At 72.7% G+C, this 21,705-nt stretch carries 15 protein-coding genes; 10 read left to right on the top strand and 5 right to left on the bottom strand.

All coding sequences use genetic code 11. The features are described 5' to 3' along the window. Positions 1 to 142: 142 nt before the first annotated feature. From ACFXMF_RS36335 to ACFXMF_RS36325, 3 genes are all read right to left on the bottom strand, one after another. Complete coding sequence (locus tag ACFXMF_RS36335) at positions 143 to 373, bottom strand: DUF3107 domain-containing protein (protein ID WP_020552594.1); 231 nt, start codon at positions 371 to 373, stop codon at positions 143 to 145. Positions 374 to 548: 175 nt separating this feature from the next. After that, positions 549 to 1,187, bottom strand: coding sequence for a TetR/AcrR family transcriptional regulator (locus ACFXMF_RS36330; protein WP_360308241.1), 639 nt, complete (start codon positions 1,185 to 1,187; stop codon positions 549 to 551). 219 nt (positions 1,188 to 1,406) lie between these two features. Next, on the bottom strand, positions 1,407 to 1,652 hold the full coding sequence (locus tag ACFXMF_RS36325) for a hypothetical protein (RefSeq protein ID WP_360308244.1): 246 nt from the start codon (positions 1,650 to 1,652) through the stop codon (positions 1,407 to 1,409). Between the two features lie 226 nt (positions 1,653 to 1,878). Between ACFXMF_RS36325 and ACFXMF_RS36320 the strand changes: the two genes are divergently transcribed. From ACFXMF_RS36320 to moeZ, 3 genes are all read left to right on the top strand, one after another. Continuing rightward, a complete protein-coding gene (locus tag ACFXMF_RS36320; protein WP_379992507.1) occupies positions 1,879 to 2,820 on the top strand; it encodes an alpha/beta fold hydrolase in 942 nt (313 codons plus the stop codon). A 10-nt stretch (positions 2,821 to 2,830) separates the two neighbouring features. Further along, entirely contained in the window at positions 2,831 to 4,678 is a 1,848-nt protein-coding gene (locus tag ACFXMF_RS36315; RefSeq protein ID WP_360308250.1) for a DUF3152 domain-containing protein, read from the top strand. Positions 4,679 to 4,837: 159 nt separating this feature from the next. Next, positions 4,838 to 6,019 carry an adenylyltransferase/sulfurtransferase MoeZ gene (moeZ, locus tag ACFXMF_RS36310; RefSeq protein ID WP_360308252.1) on the top strand — a complete coding sequence of 394 codons (1,182 nt, stop codon included), beginning with the start codon at positions 4,838 to 4,840 and terminating at the stop codon, positions 6,017 to 6,019. A gap of 116 nt (positions 6,020 to 6,135) precedes the next feature. Here the strand turns inward: moeZ and ACFXMF_RS36305 are convergent, their stop codons facing one another. Next, complete coding sequence (locus ACFXMF_RS36305; RefSeq protein WP_360308255.1) at positions 6,136 to 8,478, bottom strand: lysylphosphatidylglycerol synthase transmembrane domain-containing protein; 2,343 nt, start codon at positions 8,476 to 8,478, stop codon at positions 6,136 to 6,138. Positions 8,479 to 8,691: 213 nt separating this feature from the next. Between ACFXMF_RS36305 and ACFXMF_RS36300 the strand changes: the two genes are divergently transcribed. The 5 genes from ACFXMF_RS36300 to ACFXMF_RS36280 all read left to right on the top strand — a co-directional run bounded on the left by ACFXMF_RS36300 (position 8,692) and on the right by ACFXMF_RS36280 (position 18,245). Then, positions 8,692 to 9,036, top strand: coding sequence for an MGMT family protein (locus ACFXMF_RS36300; protein WP_360308258.1), 345 nt, complete (start codon positions 8,692 to 8,694; stop codon positions 9,034 to 9,036). A 227-nt stretch (positions 9,037 to 9,263) separates the two neighbouring features. Then, positions 9,264 to 12,509 carry an ATP-dependent DNA helicase gene (locus ACFXMF_RS36295; protein ID WP_360308261.1) on the top strand — a complete coding sequence of 1,082 codons (3,246 nt, stop codon included), beginning with the start codon at positions 9,264 to 9,266 and terminating at the stop codon, positions 12,507 to 12,509. A gap of 142 nt (positions 12,510 to 12,651) precedes the next feature. Further along, positions 12,652 to 13,353: a hypothetical protein gene (locus ACFXMF_RS36290; RefSeq protein ID WP_360308264.1), complete on the top strand. Its 702-nt coding sequence runs from the start codon at positions 12,652 to 12,654 to the stop codon at positions 13,351 to 13,353. Between the two features lie 76 nt (positions 13,354 to 13,429). Continuing rightward, on the top strand, positions 13,430 to 16,966 hold the full coding sequence (locus ACFXMF_RS36285) for a UvrD-helicase domain-containing protein (RefSeq protein ID WP_379991239.1): 3,537 nt from the start codon (positions 13,430 to 13,432) through the stop codon (positions 16,964 to 16,966). Between the two features lie 190 nt (positions 16,967 to 17,156). Continuing rightward, positions 17,157 to 18,245, top strand: coding sequence for a PP2C family protein-serine/threonine phosphatase (locus tag ACFXMF_RS36280; protein ID WP_360308270.1), 1,089 nt, complete (start codon positions 17,157 to 17,159; stop codon positions 18,243 to 18,245). 12 nt (positions 18,246 to 18,257) lie between these two features. Here ACFXMF_RS36280 and ACFXMF_RS36275 read toward each other — a convergent pair whose 3' ends face one another. Then, positions 18,258 to 19,106, bottom strand: a complete 849-nt coding sequence (locus ACFXMF_RS36275; RefSeq protein WP_360308273.1) for an endonuclease/exonuclease/phosphatase family protein — start codon at positions 19,104 to 19,106, stop codon at positions 18,258 to 18,260. Positions 19,107 to 19,203: 97 nt separating this feature from the next. On the opposite strand from ACFXMF_RS36275, the gene ACFXMF_RS36270 reads away from it, so the two are divergent. Further along, entirely contained in the window at positions 19,204 to 20,622 is a 1,419-nt protein-coding gene (locus tag ACFXMF_RS36270; protein WP_360308276.1) for a dipeptidase, read from the top strand. Further along, positions 20,619 to 21,539, top strand: a complete 921-nt coding sequence (nudC, locus tag ACFXMF_RS36265; RefSeq protein WP_360308279.1) for an NAD(+) diphosphatase — start codon at positions 20,619 to 20,621, stop codon at positions 21,537 to 21,539. Before ACFXMF_RS36270 ends, nudC begins: the two co-directional genes overlap by 4 nt. Positions 21,540 to 21,705 lie beyond the last annotated feature (166 nt).

Raw genomic sequence — 21,705 nt, 5'->3', positions numbered from 1 at the left:
ACCTGCTGGGGGGGGCGGCGTTCGTATTGGCTTCGTGACCCGCTGGGCTTCACCGCGGGGGGGGGGTGGTCCGGCGGGCGTACCCCCCCACCCTCGGGTGTGTCGGTGCCGATGCCGGCACCGATGTTCGGCCGTCGACCGCTCAGGCGTTGGCGCCGAAGCCGACCTTGCGCGCCGACGACTCGCCGATCTCGACGTAGGCGAGTCGGTCGGCGGGCACGATCACCCGGCGGCCCTTCTCGTCCGTCAGGGACAGCAGCTTGGACGTGCCCGAGAGCGCGTCGGCGATGGCCCGCTCGACGTCCTCCGGGTTGTCCGTGCTCTCCAGCACCAGCTCCCGCCCGGCGTGCTGTACGCCGATCTTGATCTCCACGGCTGTCCCTCCGGCCTTGAAATTCTGGAGATCGGCGCCGCGACACCCGCGGGCCGTACCTACCCCAGCAGGCTAGTCGAGAGCCGGGGTCACCGAACGCCATGACGGGTACGCCCAACGCGAACGCCGGGCGGGAACAAGATCGCCGGCCCGCCCGTCCGCGCAGGTCCAAGGGTCAGTGCGCCGGGTCGTCCTTGCGCGGGAACCGGGAGATGCCCCGCCAGGACAGCGACGAGACCAGCAGCGAGGCGGCGTCGCGCGGGATGGTCGCGCCGCGCGCGATCCAGTAGCGCGCGGTGACCTGCGCCATGCCGGTCAGGCCGATCGCCAGGAGCATCGACTCCTCCTGGGCCAGCCCGGTGTCCTCGGCGATGATCTTGCTCACCGCCTCGGCGCACATCTCGCTGACCCGCTCCACCCGCTCGCGCACCGCGCTCTCGTTGGTCAGATCGGACTCGAAGACCAGTCGGAACGCGCCGCCGTCGTCGTCCACGAACGCGAAGTAGGCGTCGACCGTGGCGGCCACCCGGAACTTGTTGTCGTGCGTCGACTCCAGCGCCCGCTGCACGGCCGCGAACAGGGCCTCGCAGTGCTGGTCGAGCAACGCCAGATACAGCTCCAGCTTGCCGGGGAAGTGTTGGTACAGCACCGGCTTGCTGACGCCGGCGCATTCGGCGATGTCGTCCATCGCGGCGGCGTGGTAGCCCTGCTTGACGAAGACTTCCTGGGCGGCGCCGAGGAGTTGCGTCCTGCGCGCGAGCCGGGGCAGCCGGGTACCGCGAGGGCGGGGATCCGCATCCTGGATGGCTGTCACGGGGCTCCTCAAGGTGTCGCTCAACGTGTCGCGGACACCGGATGATTCGGTGATCCGGCGAGTTTCTCCACCACGCCATCCTACTTTCGGGTAACCCAGGACGTAAGTTTCGTGGCGCAACGAAACAGGATCCCGCGCTTCCGGTAACCCCCGCAAGGGGGCGCGGGTGGTGCGCGCGAGGGCGTCGCGAGCCCCGCGGGGCGGCTCGTGCGGCGGCGCTCAGCGGTAGTCGTCGTCCTGGGCATGCCCGACCCGGCGGCGCTGCTCGGTCGCGTCCGCAGGGTTCACCCCGTCCGGGACCGGCTCCCACACCGGGTCGCCCTCACCGTCGTCCGCCTCCACCGCGGTGTGTTGCTCCACCGCGTCGGGCACCGGAATCTCGGGGTCTCGGGCCGTGTCGTCGAAAACGGTGGCGTCACCGTCGGTGACGTCTTCGAACTCGGGGGTGTCGTCGATTCGGTTCATACGGCCTCCCTGCCCGGGTCGTCCGCCGCCATGCGGCGTTCTCCATGTCCATGATCCGCCCCGAATTCGTTGTCGCACCATCGGGATCGATGTCGAAACGTGATGCGCGAAGCGTTTACAGTGACGTCATGAACCAGGGCATAAGAGTCGAGACCGCCCGGCGCGACGAAGTCGGTCGGGGCATCCGCCCTTCCGTCTCAGTGATCATCTCGTAATATTGCCCACCGTGACGACCCTCAGCCCCGCAAGCGACGCCGACGCGACGCCTTGGCCTGCGCGTACGGTCGAAGTCGCCACCGACAGTGCGGTGGTGGTGCGCCGCGACGCGCGCCACGACTCCGACCTGCCGCCCGCGATGATGATCCACGGCCTCGGCGGCTCCTCGCTGAACTGGACGGAACTGGCCGCGGAACTGCGGTCGGATCTTTCCGTGGAGATGATCGACCTGCCCGGCTTCGGCCACTCGCCGCCGCCGCGAAACGGGGACTATTCGATCTCCGCGCACTGTCGTGCGGTCGAGGGCGCGATCCTGTCGCTGCGCAAGGGCCCGGTGCATCTGTTCGGCAATTCGATGGGTGGTGCGGTGGCCACCCGGCTCGCCGCCCGCCGGCCGGACCTGGTGCGCACCCTGACGCTGATCTCGCCCGCGTTGCCGGATCTGCGGGTGCGCCCCTCGGTGTTGCCGACGGCGGCGCTCGGGGCGCCCGGTGTGGGTCGTGCGCTGTTGCGACTCAGCCGCAGGATGACGCCCGAGGATCGCACCCGGATGTCGATCGCGATGATGTACGGAAACCCGGCGGTGGTCGGCGAGAAAGCCTTCGCGGACGCTGCGGCCGAGTACCGGCGTCGGCTCGAACTCCCGTACATGATGGACGCGTTCTCGCAATCGACCAGGTCGGTCATCGGGGCCTACCTGGAGCGTGGCGAGCGGGCGCTGTGGCGGCAGGCGGCCGAGGTGCGGGCGTCGACGCTGCTCGTCTACGGACGCCGGGACCGACTGGTCGACCCGCGCATGGCCAAGCGCGCGACCGAGACCTTCCCGGACGCACGACTGCTGGTGGTGCCCGACTCCGGGCACGTGGCCATGCTCGAACACCCCCGCGTGGTGGCCCGGGGTTTCCGCGAACTTCTCGACGGGGCCCTCTCGCCGTCGAACGTGGTGGGGTGAACGCAGACTCATGGGACGTCACTCGGGAACGCAGACGAGCGTGCAGTACGGCGGTGAGGGCCTGCCGGACGACGCCCTCTCCGGCGGATACGCGGCGGTGCCGCAACAGGTCGCCTACGGACAGGTCCACCAGGACGGCTACGGCGGCGGTTGGACCGACACCTCGTACGGCGGCGGCGGTCCCGAGCAGGACACCGGCTACCACGGCTACCCCGCGGACCCCGGCTACGGCGGCTACCCCGCCGTGCAGCAACACACCGGGAGCCACGGGTACGACGGCGGGCAGCAGCACGGCTGGGAGCACCCGGCGCCAGAGGCCGGCTCCGGCACCTGGGCGGTGCCCGGGACGATGCCCGGCGAGCCCGCGCACTGGGACGACCCGCTGGAGCCGTACGGCGCGCAGACCGGCTCGGTCGGCTACGCCCCGGACACGTTCGGGGTCGACACCTTCGGTGCGGACACCGCGCTGCATTCCGGCTCGTTCGTCACCGGCTCGTTCGGCGTGGACGCCTACGGCTCCGGTGGCTACCCGGCGACGAGTCCCGCGAACGACCTGTACGCGGCGGACGGCTATCCCAGCGGGATGCACGCGATCGTCGAGGCGCCCGCCGTGCCGAGTTACGACACCACCACGTTCGAGCCGCAGAGCTTCGTCGGCTACGGCTACGACGCCTCGGGCGGCTATCCGGCGGTGGTGCCGGTCGAGGATCCGTTGGCGGACGCGCTGTACGAACCGCCCACCGAGCCGGAGCCGGCGATCGGTCCCGGGGCCGGGCAGTACCCGATGGAGTCCGAGCCGTGGGCCGCGTCGGCTCCCGAACTCGACCTGGAACAGCTCTCGTTCGCGACCGAGCCGAGCGACGACCTGCCCGGTCCCCGGCACTCGGCGGACGAGGCGGAGCACGGCTTCGAGCCGGACACCGGAAGCATTGCGCCCAAGGGACGCGCACAGACCCGCAAGGCGAACCGGCCCGCGCCGCGCAAGGGTCGGCGCACCCTGGTCGCGGCGAGCGGCGCGGTGGTCACCGGTGCGGTGCTCGCCGGCGCGGTGGTGCTCCAGATGCCCGACGAGGGCACCTCCAGCCAGGCGTCCGGCGACGACATGGCCGCGCCGGACGCGGGCGGGCGGCCCACCGACCAGGCCGCGTCGCGCGGCTCGGACCGGGACCCGGTCGCCCAGGGCGGCGCCTCCTCGCTGCCGCTGCCGACGCCCGCGTCGCCGGTCACCACCGACCAGTTGACGCTGCGCTTCCCGCTCGACCCCAAGCTCGGCCTGAGCGGCAACTTCGAGGCGGTGCCCGGCAAGGAGGCCGCCCCCGGCGCCGGCCGCAAGTACACGTACGCGGTCGAGGTCGAGCAGGGTCTCCAGTTGGACGGCGCGCTGTTCGCCAACACGGTGCAGAAGACCCTGAACGACAAACGCAGTTGGGCCGCCGGCGGGCTCACCTTCGAGCGCACCGACAACTCGCCGAAGGCCGACTTCGTGGTGCGACTGGCCAGTCCGCAGTCGGTGCACAAGGCGTGCACCCCGATCGTGGGCGACACCAGCGCGGACAACGTCTCGTGCGACGCCTACGGCACCCGCTACGTGATGATCAACGCCTGGCGCTGGGCCCAGGGTTCGACCGCCTACGGCGACGACATCGTCGGCTACCGGCAGATGCTGATCAACCACGAGGTCGGTCACCGACTCGGGCACAACCACGAGAACGCGTGCGGCGCGGGCGGCATCGGCGCCGATCTGGCCCCGGTGATGATGCAACAGACCAAGACCCGGGTGGCGACCAAGGGCGCGAAGGCGGGCGAGACCTGCGAGGCCAACCCGTGGCCGTACCCGTCGGGCAAGCTCACCGGATAACCGGCCGCAGCCGGATCCGCCGGGCCGCCCGAGGGCGCCCGGCGGCCCTCGCGCGGGCGAATCTCACGGACCGGACCCGGTGCCCGGGAATCGGGACGAGCGTGGCACTGTTGCGGTAGGAAAAGAGCCGAGATAGACAGTCCGACCATCGGAGTTTCCGTGTCGCAGCTACCACCCCTGGTCGAGCCGGCCGCCGAGCTGACCGTCGACGAGGTCCGTCGTTATTCCCGCCACCTGATCATCCCCGACGTCGGGATGGACGGGCAGAAGCGGCTGAAGAACGCCAAGGTGCTCTGTGTGGGCGCCGGTGGCCTGGGGTCCCCGGCGTTGATGTACCTCGCCGCGGCCGGTGTCGGCACGCTCGGCATCGTCGAGTTCGACACCGTGGACGAGTCCAACCTGCAGCGCCAGATCATCCACGGACAGAGCGACATCGGGCGATCCAAGGCGGAGTCCGCGCGCGATTCGGTCAAGGAGATCAACCCGTACACCGAGGTCGTCCTGCACGAGGAGCGGCTCGAAGCCGACAACGTGCTGGAGATCTTCGGGCAGTACGACCTGATCGTCGACGGCACGGACAACTTCGCCACCCGCTACCTGGTCAACGACGCCTGCGTGTTGTTGAACAAGCCGTACGTGTGGGGTTCGATCTACCGTTTCGACGGCCAGGCCAGCGTGTTCTGGTCCGAGCACGGCCCGTGCTACCGCTGCCTCTACCCTGAGCCCCCGCCGCCCGGGATGGTCCCCTCGTGCGCCGAGGGCGGCGTGCTCGGCGTGTTGTGCGCGTCGATCGGGTCGATCCAGGTCAACGAGGCGATCAAGCTCCTGATGGGCATCGGCGAGCCGCTGGTCGGCCGGCTGATGATCTACGACGCGCTGGAGATGACGTACCGCACGGTCAAGGTTCGCAAGGACCCCGAGTGCGCGGTCTGCGGCAAGAACCCGACGGTCACCGAGCTGATCGACTACGAGGCGTTCTGCGGTGTGGTCTCCGAGGAGGCCCAGGAGGCCGCGCTCGGTTCGACCATCACCCCGCGTCAGCTCAAGGAGTGGCTGGACGCCGGCGAGAACATCGACCTGATCGACGTTCGCGAGCCGGGCGAGTACGAGATCGTCAAGATCCCGGGCTCGCGGCTGATCCCCAAGAACGAGTTCCTGATGGGCCGGGCCCTGGAGGAACTGCCGCAGGACAAGCGCATCGTGCTCAACTGCAAGACCGGGGTGCGCTCGGCCGAGGTGCTGGCCGTGCTCAAGAGCGCGGGCTTCGCCGACGCGGTCCACGTCGGCGGCGGCGTGATCGGGTGGGTCAACCAGATCGAGCCGGAGAAGCCGGTCTACTAGGTCCTCGGGTCGGGGCCGGCCGTGGGAGCGGCCCGGCCTTCGACCGAGGTGTGGTTCTCGAACGCCGGACGGGCCGAACTTTCGGCCCGTCCGGCGTTTCTTGCCGCGGAGGGGCTTCAGATCGCCTGTTTGCGCTGCAGGTGGGTGAACGCTATCCAGCCGGGCAGGACCGGAAGCCAGAAGGTCAGGAAGCGGTAGAGCAGGACGGCCGCCGTCGCGGTCTCGAACGGCAGGCGCGCGGTGCTGGTCAGGCCCGCGATCAGGGCCGCCTCGACCGCGCCGATGCCGCCCGGGGTGGGCGCGGCCGAACCGATCGCGTTGCCGGCCAGGAAGACCACCGCGATCGCGGCGAAGTTGGCCGAGCCGCCGAAGGCCCGCACGCTGGCGTCCAGGCACAGGATGAAGGACAGCGTGAGCAACACCGTGCCGCCCAGCCCGGCCGCGAGCTTGGTCGGGGTCTGGAGCACGTCCAACAGCCGCGGCACGATGCCCGAGAACAGTTGCCGCAACTGCTTGACGATCCAGCGGCGCAGCGGCGGTACGGCCGTCACCAGCAGGGTCACCAGGGCCAGGATCAACAGGCCCGCGATCACCGCGCCGGACGGTGCGAAGGACGGCGTCTCGGCGGTGCCGGCGATGTAGCCGAAGAACGCCAGCAGGCCGACGTGGAAGACCAGGCCGCCCAACTGCGACACGCCCACGCTCGCGGCGGCCAGGGTCGGCGGGATGCCCGCCTTCTGCAGGTAGCGGGTGTTCAGCGCCACCCCGCTGACCGCCGGCGGCGCGACCAACTTCACGAACGAACCGGCGAGTTGCACCATGGTGGTGCGAAACAGCGACAGCCGTTCCGGGACGAAGCCGAGCAACATCAGCGCCGCACACACGTAGCTGAGCGAGGAGGCCAGCAGGCCGATCGCCGCCCAGCCCCAGTTCGCGCTGTTGAAGATCTCGCCCAGGTCGACGTGGCTGAGCTGGGACAGCAGGAAGTAGCCCGCGAACGCGCTGGCGACCACGGTGACCAGGGTGCGGGCCCGCACCCGCTCCAACTGGACCGGCTCGACCTCGGCCTGCGGGCGCAGCTCCAGGATCTGCTCCCGGATCCGGGAGAGCAGGTTCTTGTCCTTGCGCAGCACCGAGCGGGTGCTGCGGCTGAGCGCGACCTTTTGCAGCAGCGGCAGACAGGCCGCGACCGTGTCCGCGCCGAGCACCTCCGCGGCGGTGTGCACGGCGCGTTCCTCGCCCACCCGCAGGGCGATGGTGGTCAGCAGTTGGGCGGTGTCGATCCGCAACGCCAGGTCGCCGGAGGCGATCTCGCCGGCCCGCAGGTCCACCAGCCACGGCTGGCCGGTGCCGTCCACCAGGATGCTCTCGGCGACCAGCCGCCGATGGGTGAGCCGATGTGCCTGGAGCAGGCCCAGCAGCTTCCACAGCCGGGCCAGGAGCTCGTCGGTGAGTTCGTCGTCGTCGAGGGTGTCGAGGGTGCGTCCGGGCACGTGTGCGTAGGCCAGCAGCGCGGCGTCCGGGCCGACCTCGGTGGTGGCCACCAGGCGCGGTGCGCGTACTCCCGCGTCGGCGCACGCGTACGCCATCAGCGACTCCTGCTCCAGCGCGCGGCGCGTGGACAGCACGGTGCGGCGCTGGGTGACCCCGCGCAGCACGAGTCGACGGTAGAAGCGGTAGATCGCGCCGGACGCCTGTTGGTCGCGGTCGAGCACGGTCACGTCCAGCATGCGCTCGTCGGCCAGCCGGACCGCGTAGCGGCGGGTCTCCTCGGGGCCGTCGTCGGTGCGTACGCAGGACTGCGCGACCAGGCCGAACCGGCGCAGCGCGGCGACCACCGACTCGGCCGGCGGCCGGGTGTTGGGCAGGCCGACCGCGTACAGCGTGGCGTAGGCGATGGTGCGGCCGAACAGCACGCTGGTGAGCAGCGCGACGGGGGTGGTGTAGCCGCCGACCAGGACGGTGGCCGCGTTCAGCAGGAGCAGCGTCCAGACCACGAGTTGCCAGCGCGGCCGGCGGACCAGGCCGACCGCGGTGACGTAGGCGACGATCGGCGCGAGGTAGCCGTGCACCGGGTCGGTCCAGCCGGTCTGTGGCAGCGGCAGCGGGCGGGTCAGCGCGTCGCGCAGCGCCTCGGGGCCGGGGCCGGTGATCCACCAGTCCAGGCCGAGCGAGGCCAGGTAGGTCACCGCGGCCGCGATCACCCCGTCGGCGACCCGCAACCCGTCCCGGCTGACCAGGCGTTCGATCCCGTAGGCCACCGGCACCACGAGCACCGCGACGGCGAACACCCCGCCGGAGAGGTTGAGCAGCAGGTGCGGGGTGCTGTTCTGGGCGCCGCGGACGATGTCCGACTCCAGGCCGGAGGTGGTCTGTCGGGCGATGCTGGCCAGGAAGAAGACCACGCCGAGGGTGAGCACTCCGAGCAGGACTCGGATCAAATCGGACGATCGGTGCACCCGCAGCGGTTGTGAGGGCTCGACTACGAGGGCGCGCCCGTTCCCGGGGGCACCCGTTGCGATCGTTGCGTCACTCTCTCGTATCACCCGTCACCACCGCGTCGATGGTGCCACGACCCGCGGCCGGGATTGCGCCCGGCCGCGCCGAAGCGCGGCCGAAAGGGGTTCGGCACGCGTGCCCCCCGTGTCCGAGGACTCTGTCACCATGTGCGGATGAGTGACCCTAACCCCTTCGCCGAGCGGGTTCTCGACCTGGTCGAGCGCATCCCGCCCGGGCGGGTGATGGCCTACGGGGACGTTGCCGAGGCCCTCCAGGAAGGCGGCCCCCGACAGGTCGGCCGGGTGATGGCGTTGTACGGCGGCGGGGTGCCCTGGTGGCGGGTGGTGCGCGCGGACGGCTCGTTGCCGCCGAGCCACGCGGTGCGCGCGCCCGGGCACTATCGGGCCGAGGGCACGCCGCTGCGTTCCGGCGGCGAGCGGGTGGAGATGGGTCGGGCGCGCTGGATACCGGAGCCCGACGAGGTGCCCGCCGACCGGGAAGTTCCACCGGGCGCCTGACCTTCACCGGGCCGACCCGGCGTGGCCGCGCCGCGGTGTGCTCCCCGTGTGCTTCCGGGACGATCGGGCCGGATGTGATCTGATGGGCACCGGCCGCGCCCTGCCGACCGGGGCGCGGCCGACCCACCCGGAGCGATCCACGCGCCGGGGCCGCGACCCGTTCGTCGTCCGGCCCGGCCCGTGCACCCACCAGGATTCGACGGCGACGCGAAGGCATTCTCGGCCAGATGACCACCCCGACCCCGGCGTATCGCCTGCGGCGCACCCCCGTGGCCCCGCCCGCGCCCGTGATCCCCGACGACTACCAGCGCGCCGTCGTCGAGCATCGGGGCGGGCCGCTGCTCGTGTTGGCCGGTCCCGGCACGGGCAAGACCACCGTGCTCGTGGAGGCGGTCGCCGCGCGGGTGGCGCGGGGGGTCCGACCGGAGGAGATCCTGGTCCTGACCTTCGGGCGCAAGGCGGCGGGCGAACTGCGCGACCGGCTGACCGCGCGGCTGCGTGCCGCCGGGGCGCGCACCGCCGCGGTGCCGACCGCGACCACGTTCCACTCGTTCTGCTACGCGCTGGTGCGCGAGCATCAGCCCGCCGAGTTGTTCAGCTATCCGCTGCGCCTGCTTACCGGTCCCGAGCAGGACGTGTTCGTCCGCGAGCTGCTCGCGGGCGGGGTCGAGGAGGGCAGCCAGAGCTGGCCCGCGGAGTTGCGCGCGGCGGTGGGCACCCGGGGGTTCGCGGACGAGGTGCGCGCGGTGATCGCCCGCAGCCGCGAACTCGGGCTCGATCCGGACGCGCTGGCCCGGTTCGCCCAGGACACCGGGCGTCGGGACTGGCGGGCCGCGGCCGACTTCCTCGCCGAGTACCTGGACGTGATCGACGCCCAGGGCGTGGTCGACTACGCCGAACTGGTGCACCGCGCGGTGCTGCTCGCCGAGCGGCCGGAGACCGCGCAGGTGTTGCGCGGGCGCTACAAGGCGGTGTTCGTCGACGAGTACCAGGACACCGACCCGGCGCAGGTGCGCCTGTTGGCGGCGCTGGCCGGGGACGGCCGGGACCTGATCGCGGTGGGCGACCCGGACCAGTCCATCTACGCGTTCCGCGGCGCCGACGTGAACGGCATCCTCGACTTCCCGCACCGCTTCCCCAGGGCCGACGGCGAGCCCGCCGACATCGTGGTGTTGCGCACCTCGCGCCGGGCGCCGGCCGGGCTGCTGGCCGCGTCCCGGGTGGTCACCCAGCGCATGCCGCTGAGCCGGTTGCCCGGCGATCGGGTGCGCGCGCACCGCGAGTTGATCCCGTCGGTGTCGGGGGACCGGGATCCGAGCCGGGTCGAGGTGTACACGTATCCCACGCCCGGCGCCGAGTTGGACAACACCGCCGACATCCTGCGCCGTGCGCATCTGGAGGACGGGGTGCCGTGGGGCGAGATGGCGGTGCTGGTGCGCTCCGGCGCCCGCTCGATCCCGGGTCTGCGGCGGGCGCTGTCGGCCGCCGGGGTGCCGTTGGAGATCGCCGGCGACGAACTGCCGATCGCGGCCGAGCAGGCGGTGTCGCCGCTGTTGACCGCGCTGCATGTGGCGGCGGAGCCGAGCGTGCTGGACGCGGAGACCGCGCGCGCGTTGTTGCAGTCCCCGCTGGGCGGCCTGGACGCGGGTGATCTGCGGTTGCTGGGGCGGGCGTTGCGGGCCGAGGAGCGGGCCGCGTCGGGTGCCTCGGTGACCAGCACCCGGCCGTCGGCCGAGCTGATTCGCGACGCGCTGGCCGAGCCGGGGCAGTTGGTCGGGATAGAACAGCGGGTCGGGGGCGGGGCGTTGCGCCTGGGCCTGCTGATCGGCAAGGCGCGCGCGGTGCTGGCCGGCGGTGGCAGCACCGAGGACGCGCTGTGGGAGTTGTGGCAGGGCACGCCGTGGCCGGGGCGGCTGGAGCGGGCGGTGCTGCGTGGCGGTACGGCCGGGCGCAACGCGGACCGCGACCTGGACGCGGTGGTGGCGCTGTTCGAGGTGGCCGCCAAGGCCGAGGAGCGGGCCGGCCACCGGGGCGCGCTGAACTTCCTGGCCGAGCTCAAGGCCCAGCAGATCCCGGGCGACCGGCTCGACGACAGCGCGCTGCGCGGCGAGTCGGTGCGGCTGCTGACCGCACACCGGGCCAAGGGTCTGCAGTGGCGCCTGGTGGTGGTGCACGGGGTGCAGGAGGGGCTGTGGCCGGACCTGCGCCGGCGCGGCTCGCTGCTGGAGGCGGACCGGATCGGCTCGGACGGCCTGGCCGAGCCGCTGTCGCCGGGTGCGCTGTTGGCCGAGGAGCGGCGGTTGTTCTATGTCGCGGCCACCCGGGCGAAGGAGCGGCTGGTGGTGACCGCGGTCGACTCCAGCTACGACGACGGCGATCAACCCTCGCGGTTCCTGGAGGAGTTGGGCGTGCCGCCGGTGGAGGTCAAGGAGCGGCCCAGGCGTCCGCTGTCCACCTCCGCGCTGGTGGCCGAGTTGCGCTCGGCGGCGGTGGATCCGCTGGCACCGGCCGTGCTGCGTCGGGCCGCCGCGCGCCGGTTGGCCGCGCTCGCGGATCTGCGCGACGACGAGGGGCACCCGCTGGTGCCGAGCGCGCATCCGGACCGGTGGTGGGGGCTGGTGGAGCCGACCGACCCCGGCGTGCCGATTCGGGATCCGGGCAGCGCGGTGCGGTTGTCCGGCAGTTCGGTGGCCAAGGTGCGCGACTGCGCGCTGAGTTGGTTCCTGGGCAGCGAGGTGCACGCGGACTCGCCGCGTTCGGCGGCGCTGGGCTTCGGCAACGTGGTGCACGCGCTCGCCGACGAGGTGGGTACGGGCGCCACCTCGGCGGAGTTGCCGGTGTTGATGGACCGGCTGGATCGGGTCTGGGACGCGTTGGCGTTCGACGCGCCGTGGCAGTCCGAGCAGCAGAAGGACGAGGCCAGGACCGCGCTGGAGCGGTTCCTGTCCTGGCACACGCACGAGCGGCACCGGGTGGTCGCGGCGACCGAGCACGGCTTCGAGGTCGAGCTGACCGCGGGCGAGTACCGGGTGCTCATCCGGGGGTCGATGGACCGGGTGGAGCGCGGCGAGGACGGGCTCGCGTACGTGGTGGACTTCAAGACCGGTCGTCGGCCGCCGACCCGCAGCGAGATCGAGGAGCATCCGCAGCTCGCGGTGTACCAGGTCGCGGTCGCGGCCGGCGCGCTCGACGAGGTGCCCGGGTTCGAGGGCGGCCGGCCCGCCTCCGGCGGCGCCGAGCTGATCCAGTTGCGCTCGGCGGACAAGGCCGATCCCGAGCAGCCGCTGGTGCTGGACCAGGCGCCGCCGCTGCCCGAACCGGACGGCGGGACGTGGGTGGGCGGGCTGCTCGCGGATGTGGCCGGCCGGATCATCGGCGAGCGCTTCACCCCGAGCACCGGCACACACTGCGACCGATGCGACTTCCGCAGGTGTTGCAGCGCGCGTCCGGAGGGACGGATGACGGTCGAGTAGCCGGTCCCGCCGGCCGGTTCCGGCGCGTCGCACCTTCGCTTTTCCCCCGCAAAACCGTCCATATCGGGGCGGTTGATCATGCATTCTTTGCCATAGCCATACTCGTCGCAAGCAACTCCAGTCCCCGAATCAAAGGAGTTTCGTGCGCACTTCACGCATGGCCATGATCGTTCCCGTCGTTGCCCTCGCCCTCGCCGGGCTGACCGCCTGTGGCGGCTCGGACGAGAAGTCGAACGCCGGCACCGACGCCAAGGTGTTGGCCGACGAGGCGCAGAAGCTGCTCAAGTCGGTTGCCGACTACAAGATGGTCGGCAACGGGCAGGACGAGGAGACCAGGATCGAGTGGGACCTGTGCATCCGCAACGGTGCGGACGTGCAGGGCAAGATGGTCATCGACGGCAATCCGGTCGAGATGATCATCGTCGGCAAGGACCAGTACATGAAGGCCGACGCCGCGTTCTGGAAGAAGTCGATGGGGGAGAGCGTCCCGCCCGCCGTCCTGGACCAGGTCGTGGGCAAGCTGGCCGGCAAGTACATGAAGACCCCGGTCGACGACGAGGACTCGTTGGGCAACATGACCGACTTCTTCGACGGCTCCACCGACGGGCTGACCAAGGGTGAGCCGGTCAAGATCGACGGCTCGAAGGTCATCCCGCTCAGCAAGAAGGACGAGGAGGGCGACACCGTCACCCTCTACGTCCAGGAGAAGGGCAAGCCCTACCCGTTCATGGTCAAGTCCGAGGGCAAGGGCAACGCCACGATGAAGTTCACCAAGGGCAAGAGCAAGTGCGAGCCCACCGCGCCCGCCGAGTCGGTGACCCAGGACGACTTCAAGGACGTCTGATCCGCCGCACCACCTCGAGGCACACCGCCCCGCACCGCGACCGTCCCTGTCGCCGTGCGGGGCTAGTGTTCCTCCGGTGCACGCCGTACTGACCGACCCGGACGACCTGTGTCGCCTCCTCGGGATCCCCTTCACGCCCGAGCAGCTCGACGCCGTGCTCGCCCCACTGGGCCCCGGGGTGATCGTGGCCGGCGCCGGATCCGGCAAGACCACGGTGATGACCGCCCGCGTGGTGTGGCTGGTGGGAACCGGCGCGGTGCGCCCCGACCAGGTGCTCGGCCTCACCTTCACCAACAAGGCGGCCGGCGAGCTGGCCCAGCGGGTGCGCAAGGCGATCGGGCAACTGCGCGGCGGGGAGATCCCGGCCGACGAGGACGCGGGCGAGCCGACCGTGTCCACCTACCACGCGTTCGCGGGCCGGCTGCTCCAGGAGCACGGCCTGCGGATCGGGTTGGAGCCCTCGGCGCGGCTGCTCGCCGACGCGACCCGCTACCAGCTCGCGGCCCGGGCCGCCCGTACCGCACGCGGCCCCTTCCCGACGCTGACCGGCCGGCTGCCGGACGTGGTGTCCTCGGTCCTGCACCTGGGCGGCGAACTCGCCGAACACCTGGTCTCCCCCGAGCGGCTCCAGGAATGGGATCGGGCCTTCGTCGCCGACGTCGAGGCCGCCGCCAAGCCCTCCGCCGCCGCTCGCAAGGCCGCCGACGCGGCCCGCAACCGGCTCGACCTGACCCGCCTGGTGGACGCGTACGGGCACGCCAAGAGCAGCCGCGACCTGCTCGACTTCGGCGACCAGATCGCCTACGCGGCCCGGATCGCGGGCGAGCGGCCCGAGGTCGGCGAGATCCTGCGGGACACCTACCGGGTCGTGCTCCTGGACGAGTACCAGGACACCTCGGTCGCCCAACGCGTGTTGTTGCAGGGGCTGTTCGGCAACGGCCACCCGGTCACCGCGGTCGGCGACCCGTGCCAGGCCATCTACGGCTGGCGCGGCGCCTCGGTCGCCAACATCCACGACTTCCCGGTGCATTTCCCCGGCCGCGACGGCGCCCCCGCGGCCCGCTACGCGCTGTCCGAGAACCGGCGCAGCGGCGGCCGGATCCTCACCTTCGCCAACGACCTCTCCGCCCCGCTGCGCACCCCCGAGAGCGGGGTGGAGGCGCTGCGCCCGGGACCCGGCGCGGAGCACGAGGGATGGGCGGTCGCCGCGCTGCTGCCCACCCACGCCGCGGAGATCGACTGGCTCGCGGACCGGATCAAGACCGCGATCGGCACCGTCCTGGACAAGGACGGCGACCCGATCACGCCCGGCGACGTCGCCGTGCTCGCGCGCACCGCCGCCGACTTCGCGGACATCCACGCCGCCTTGGTGCGGCGCGACGTCCCGGTCGAGGTGGTCGGCCTGTCCGGGCTGCTGCACCTGCCCGAGGTGGCCGACCTGGTGGCCGTGTGCGAGGTGCTCGACGACCCCACCGCCAACTCCGCGCTGGTGCGCCTGCTGGCCGGGCCGCGCTGGCGGATCGGCCCGCGCGACCTGGCCCTGCTGGGCCGTCGGGCCGCCGAACTGGTCCGGGTCGACCGGGCCGGCGCCGACGACGCCGACGCGCGGCTGGAGGAGGCGGTGGCCGGGATCGACCCCACCGAGGTGGTCTCGCTCTCCGACGCGCTCGCCGACCCGGGCGAGGAGTACGCGTTCTCGGCCGAGGCCCGCCGCCGGTTCGCCCGGGTGGCCACCGAGATCCGCGACCTGCGCCGGCACCTGGGCGAACCGCTGATGGACCTGCTGCACCGGGTGCTCGCGGGTACCGGCCTCGAAGTCGAGTTGTCCGCGTCGCCCGGTGCGCTGGCCGCCCGCCGCCGGGAGACGCTGCACGCCTTCCTGGACGTCGCGGCCGGTTTCGCCGACCTGGACGGCGACCCTTCGCTCACCGCGTTCCTCGCCTTCCTGCGCACCGCCGCCGAACACGACAAGGGCCTGGACGGCAGTCTGCCCACGGCCGGCGACTCGGTGAAGGTGCTCACGGCCCACAAGTCCAAGGGCCTGGAGTGGGAGGTGGTCGCGGTCCCCGGGCTGATCGAGGGGGTCTTCCCGAGCGTGCGCACGCAGAGCAAGTGGATCACCAACGGCAAGGCGCTGCCGCATCCGCTGCGCGGCGACGCGGCCGCGCTCGCGGTGTTGCCCGACCTGACGCCCAAGGGCTTCAAGGCGTTCGACGCCTCGATGCGCGAGCATCAGGCGACCGAGGAACTGCGTCTGGGCTACGTGACCTTCACCCGGCCCAAGCAGTTGCTGATCGCGTCCGGGCACTGGTGGGGGCCCACCCAGAAGAAGCCGCGTGGGCCGTCGATGTTCCTCACCCGACTGCGCGAGCACTGCCGGGCCGGCAACGGCGCCGTCGAGGTCTGGACCCCCGAGCCCGCCGAATCGCTCAACCCGTATCTCGCGGACACCGTCGAGCACGCCTGGCCGCTGCCGCTGGACGCGACCGCGCTGGTGGAGCGCCGCCGCGCGGCCGACGCGGTGCTCGCCGAACTGGCCCGGCGCGAGGCGGCCCGGCGGGTCGACCACGCGGTGCAACATCCGTCGGTCGAGCCCGAAGCCGAAGCCGAAGCCCTGCCCGGGGCCGACGCTCGGGTCGAGACCGAGCCCGAGGCCGAGCACGCGTCCGGGGCCGGTTTCGGGCCGGCCGACGACGAGCAGGTGCCGGTCGAGGTCTACGACGCCTACGTCCCGGCGGATCCGGAGGACGCGCCGCCGCCCGAGGACGACGCCGGGCCGCCCGACCTCGACCGGGGCGCGCGCGGGCACGAGGACCCGCTCGGGCGCCGGGCCGAGGTTCGCGGCCCCTCCGACGAGGTACGCGCCGGCCACCCACCGGTCGAGGGCCCCGCGGCCGGCGCCGGCGACTTCGACCCCACGCCGGACGAACTGGCCCTGATCGAGTCGTGGGATCGCGACCTGGTCCGGCTGGCCGAGGAACTGCGCCGCGGCCGATCCGGGGTGCGCGAGGTGCCGCTGCCCGCGACGTTGTCCGCGTCCCAGATGTTGCGCCTGTCCAACGACCCGGACGGGCTCGCGCGCGAGCTGGCCCGGCCGATGCCGCGTCCGCCCGCCCCCGCGGCCCGACGCGGTACCCGCTTCCACGCGTGGGTCGAGTCGTTGTTCGGCGAGCGCCCGCTGCTCGAACCCGACGACCTGCCGGGCGCGGCCGACGAGGAGATCACCGACGAGGCGGACCTGCTCGCGCTCCAGGAGGCGTTCCTGCGCACCCCCTACGCGCAGCGCGCCCCGTACCGGGTGGAGGCACCCTTCCAGCTCTTTCTCGGCGGCCGGATCGTGCGCGGCCGGATCGACGCGGTCTACCGCGAGGGCGACGGCTTCGAGGTGGTCGACTGGAAGACGAACCGGGTCCAGAACGCGGACCCGCTCCAGCTCGCGGTCTACCGGCTGGCCTGGGCCGAGTACGCCGAGTTGCCGATCGAAGACGTCTCGGCCGCGTTCTTGTACGTGCGCACCGGGGAACTCGTTCGGCCCAGGGGCCTGCCCGGTCGGGACGAACTGGAACAGCTCTTCACGGAAGCCGACGAATCGGGCCGACACCCGGGCTCCTGATCCCCACGAAACCCGGTACGGGTGACGATGGGCCCGATGCGGCCGGTTTCCGACACTCGTATGGTTTATGAGGGTCGGCTAGGACGGCGAACTTCGAACGGGACGGGAAACGGCACCGGTGCGCGGAACAGCACAGACGAGGCGGGCATTGCGGTTCGTCGGCGTTGCGGGCGACCGTCCGTTGCTCCCGGTGATCGATCTGTTCCTGCGCCTGCTGCCGTTCCTGGTGATCCTCGCGGTCGTGGTGCTGGCCGCCGCGACGCCGGAGAACGTGCACGTGGGTCCGCTGCTCGCGGTCGCACCGGCGCTGTCCGGCCTCACCCAGACGGCCCCGCGCGGGCCACTGGTCACCGGGGCCGTCGCGGCCCTGGTGTCGGTGACGCTGACCGCGCTCAACCAGGGCCGAGGCGGCGGCGAGCCGTTCATCACGCTCATCTCGATCGCGCTGGTGACCACCACGGCGTGGGCCGGCGTGCATGTGCGAATGCGCCAGGAACGCACCATCGAGGAGGTGCGCAGCGTCGCCGAGGCGGCCCAGGAGGTACTGCTGCCCCAGGTGCCCAGGAGCATGGGCCCGCTCACCGTCGGCGTGCGCTACCGCGCGGCGGCGGCCGAGGCGCGGATCGGCGGGGACCTGTACGAGGTGGTCCCCACCCCCTTCGGCGTGCGGGTCGCGATCGGGGACGTGCGCGGCAAGGGGCTCGGCGCGGTGCGCACCGCAGCCGCCGTGCTCAGCGCGTTCCGCGAGGCCGCGTACGAGGAGCCGGACCTGCCGGGGGTGGCCCGACGGTTGTCGGCGAGCCTGGAGCGGCGGCTCGGCGAGGACGACGAGGAGTTCGTCACGCTGATCCTGCTCGGCTTCCCCGGCGACAGCGCCTGCGTGGACATCCTCAACTGCGGCCATCCCGCGCCGCTGCTGCTGCGCGGGGCGCACGCCGAGCCGCTGGACCCGCCGGCCCCGACCCCGCCGCTGGGCATCCTGGACCTGCGCAGGCTCGACCTGCCGGTGCTGCGGGTGCCGCTGCTGAACGAGGACCGGCTGCTGCTCTACACGGACGGGATCATCGAGGCGCGCAACCCGGCCGGCGAGTTCTACCCGCTGCCGGATCGCGCGCCGGACGGCCTACCCGGGGTCGAGGACACCCTGGACCGGCTGGAGGCCGACGTACAGCGGCACGTGGGCCATCCGCTCCAGGACGACGCGGCGATGGTGCTGCTGCGCTACCGGCCCGTGGCCGCCCGGCAGGACGGGCTGCGCGGGGCCCGGCTGACCGCCTGAGCCCGCGCTCGCTCAGCCGACCTTCAGCTCCACCACGAGCGCGCAGTGGTCCGAGACGCCCAGCCGGACCGCCTCGGTGCGCCGGACCGCCTCGGGACCGATGCCGTGCCCGAGCACGTGGTCGAACTGCACCCGAGGGCGATACGAGGGATACGTGGGCACCCGGGCCAGCGAGCGCCAGCGCACCGCACCCGCGCCGCGTCCGCGCCGGCCCACCACCGCCTGCGGGATGCGCCCGGGCAGGTTGAAGTCGCCGAGCAGCAGTTGCGGGCCGGGCAGGTCGGCGGTGGAGCGGCGGATCCGGGCGAGCTGCGAGATGTTCCAGCCGGGTACGAAGGACAGGTGTGCCGCGAGCACGGTGAACGGCCCGTGCGGGCCCTCCACGACCGCCGCGAGCACACCTCGGGGCTCGTCCGGGACGCGGGTCAGGCCGGGCCGGCCCTGCACCCGCAGCGGCAGGCTCAGCGGTGCGGCCGGGAAGCGCCGGACCCGCCAGCGCGAGACCGGCAACCGGGACAGCAGCGCGATGCCGTACCCCGGCCCGCCCTCGCCCCGCTCGCCCGCCGCGTAGACCCGCCGCTCGCCCGGCACCGGCTCGTCCTCGGTCCAGCCCGACACCGGCGCCGGCACGCCGTGCACCGAGGCCAGGAAGCGCCACTGCGCCATGCCCAGCGCCTCGGCCGCGATCGCCGCCTGGTCCGCGCCGCCCGAGCGTTCCTGATGCCGGTCGACCTCCTGGAGGGCCACGATGTCGGCGTCGAGGTCGGCCAGCGCGGCGCGCAGCCGCTCCGGATCGGACTCGCCGTCGGCCAGATCCATGCCGTGCAGGAGATTGAAGGTCGCGATCCGCAGCGTCGTCATCGCCCGACGGTAACCCCGGCGGGCGGGCGAGGGCGGGCCGATCGCCGCCCCACCGCCGCGCGCCGCGCAGCCGCGCGACGGGCATATGGTCGGATCCATGAGCATCCCCGACCACGACATCTCCGCCTACGTGCAGGCGCACGCCGCCGACTTCCTCGCCGACCTGCGCACCTGGTTGGCCATCCCCTCGATCTCCGGCGACCCGGCCGCGGCGGCCGACGTCGAGCGCAGCGCGTGGTGGCTGGGCGGCGCGCTGCGCGACGCGGGCTTCCCGACCGTCGAGGTGTGGGAGACGGCCGGCCTGCCGGCGGTGTTCGCCGAGTGGCCCTCCGCGGACCCGGACGCGCCCACCGTGCTGGTCTACGGACACCACGACGTGCAGCCCGCGGCGCTCGCCGACGGGTGGAGCACGCCGCCGTTCGAGCCGACCGACCGGGGCGACCGGCTGTACGCGCGCGGCGCGGCGGACGACAAGGGCCAGGTGCTCTTCCACCTGCTCGGCGTGCGCGCGCACCTGGCCGCGACCGGCCGAAAGACGCCCGCGGTCAACCTCAAGCTGATCGTCGAGGGCGAGGAGGAGTCCGGCTCGGAGCACCTGCCCGCGTTGCTGCGCGAGCGCCGGGATCGCCTGGCGTGCGATGTCGTGGTGGTCTCCGACACCGGCATGTGGGGCGCGGACACACCGAGCACCTGCACCGGCATGCGCGGCCTGGCCGAGGTGCAGATCGACTTCTTCGGCCCCACCGCCGACATCCACTCCGGGTCCTTCGGCGGCGCGGTGCCCAACCCGGCCACCGCGCTCGCCGGACTGATCGCCGCGCTGCACGACGAGGACGGTCGGGTCACGATCCCCGGCTTCTACGACGGGGTCGGCGAACTCACGGACCGCGAGCGGGAGTTGTTCGCCAAGCTGCCGTTCGACGAGGCCGCGTGGTTGGCGAACGCGAAGTCCGGGGCGGCGAGCGGCGAGAGCGGCTACACCACGCTGGAACGGGTCTGGGCGCGGCCCACCGCCGAGGTCAACGGCATCTGGGGCGGCTACACCGGCCCCGGCCGCAAGACGATCGTGCCCGCCTCCGCACACGCCAAGCTCTCCTTCCGGCTGGTGGACCGGCAGGACCCGGAGCGGATCGACCGGATCGTGCGCGCGTGGGTGGCCGACCGGGTGCCCGCCGGGATTCGCTGCGAACTCGACTTCGGCACCGGCGTACGGCCGTGCCTGACCCCGCTGGACCACCCCGCGCTGCGCTCGGTGGTCCGCGCGCTGGGCCGCGCGTTCGACTCGGAGATCCTGTACACCCGCGAGGGCGGCTCCGGGCCGGAGGCCGACCTCCAGGAGGTGCTGGGCGCGCCGGTGGTCTTCCTGGGCGTCTCGCTGCCCGACGACGGCTGGCATTCGGTCGATGAGAAGGTGGAGAAGCCGCTGCTCCTCAAGGGCGCGGAGGCCGCCGCACACCTTTGGGACGATCTCGCGGCGACCTGGCACGAAGCACGATCCGGGAGGGACGTCAGTTGATCCACCCCAAGCCTGTCGCCGGGCAGGCGTTGGCCCGAGGCACCCTCGACCGGGCGGCCGAACACCGCCTGGACCAGGCCTGGTTGGACCAGGCGTGGCGCACGCCCGAAACGCGCGTGCTGGTCCTGGCCCAGGGCCGCGCGCATTGGACGGGCGAGGCGGGCGCACCCCGCCTGGTCCTGGTCGAGCCGGCCCACGCGCCCGCGGGCGAGCGCTGTCTGCTCGGCGTCGACGCGGCCGGCGTGAGCTACTTCGCGGTCACGGTGGAGGAGTTGGCGGAGCCCGCGGGACAGGTGCGCGCGGGCACCCTGCGCGAACTCGGCACGCTCTTGGACGACCGGGACGCGGGCCTGCTCGTGCACGCCACCGGCCTGCACCACTGGCACCGCACCCACCGGTTCTGCGCGCGCTGCGGACAGCCCACCGAGATCGCCGCGGCCGGCCACGTACGCCGCTGCCCGGCCTGCGGGACCGAGCACTATCCGCGTACCGATCCGGCGGTGATCATGCTGGTGCTGGACCGGGACGACCGGTGCCTGCTCGGCCGGCAGGCGAGTTGGCCGGACCGGCGGTTCTCCACCTTCGCCGGCTTCGTCGAGCCCGGCGAGTCGCTGGAGCAGGCCGTCGCGCGCGAACTGCACGAGGAGGTCGGGGTCCTCACCACCTCCACCGAATACCTGGCCAGCCAGCCGTGGCCGTTCCCCTCCAGCCTGATGCTGGGCTTCATCGCCTACGCCGAGGACGACCGGGTGCGGGTGGACGGCGAGGAGATATCCGAGGCCCACTGGTATTCGCGGGCCCAACTGAAGGAGGCGATCGACACGGGCGCGGTGCTGCTGCCCGGGACGCTCTCGATCGCCCGCTACCTGATCGAGACGTGGTACGGCGAGAGCCTGGACGAGGGCAACCACTGGTAGCCCCGCCCGCACGTGCCGCGGGCCCCCGGCGGGAAACCGCGGGGGGCGCGGCCCACCGCGGGGTCGCCCCCCCGCCGGCGGGGGCCGCCCCGCGTGGGGCGCCGGGTGGGGGCCGCCCCGCGGCGCCCCCGGGGCGGGAGGGGGGGGGTTACCGGGGGGGGGGGCC

Origin of the sequence: Embleya sp. NPDC059213 (assembly GCF_042754445.1) — a bacterium.
GTDB lineage: Bacteria > Actinomycetota > Actinomycetes > Streptomycetales > Streptomycetaceae > Embleya.
Note: the sequence above shows the minus strand (reverse complement) of the source record. Positions and strands in the feature narration are given on the sequence as shown.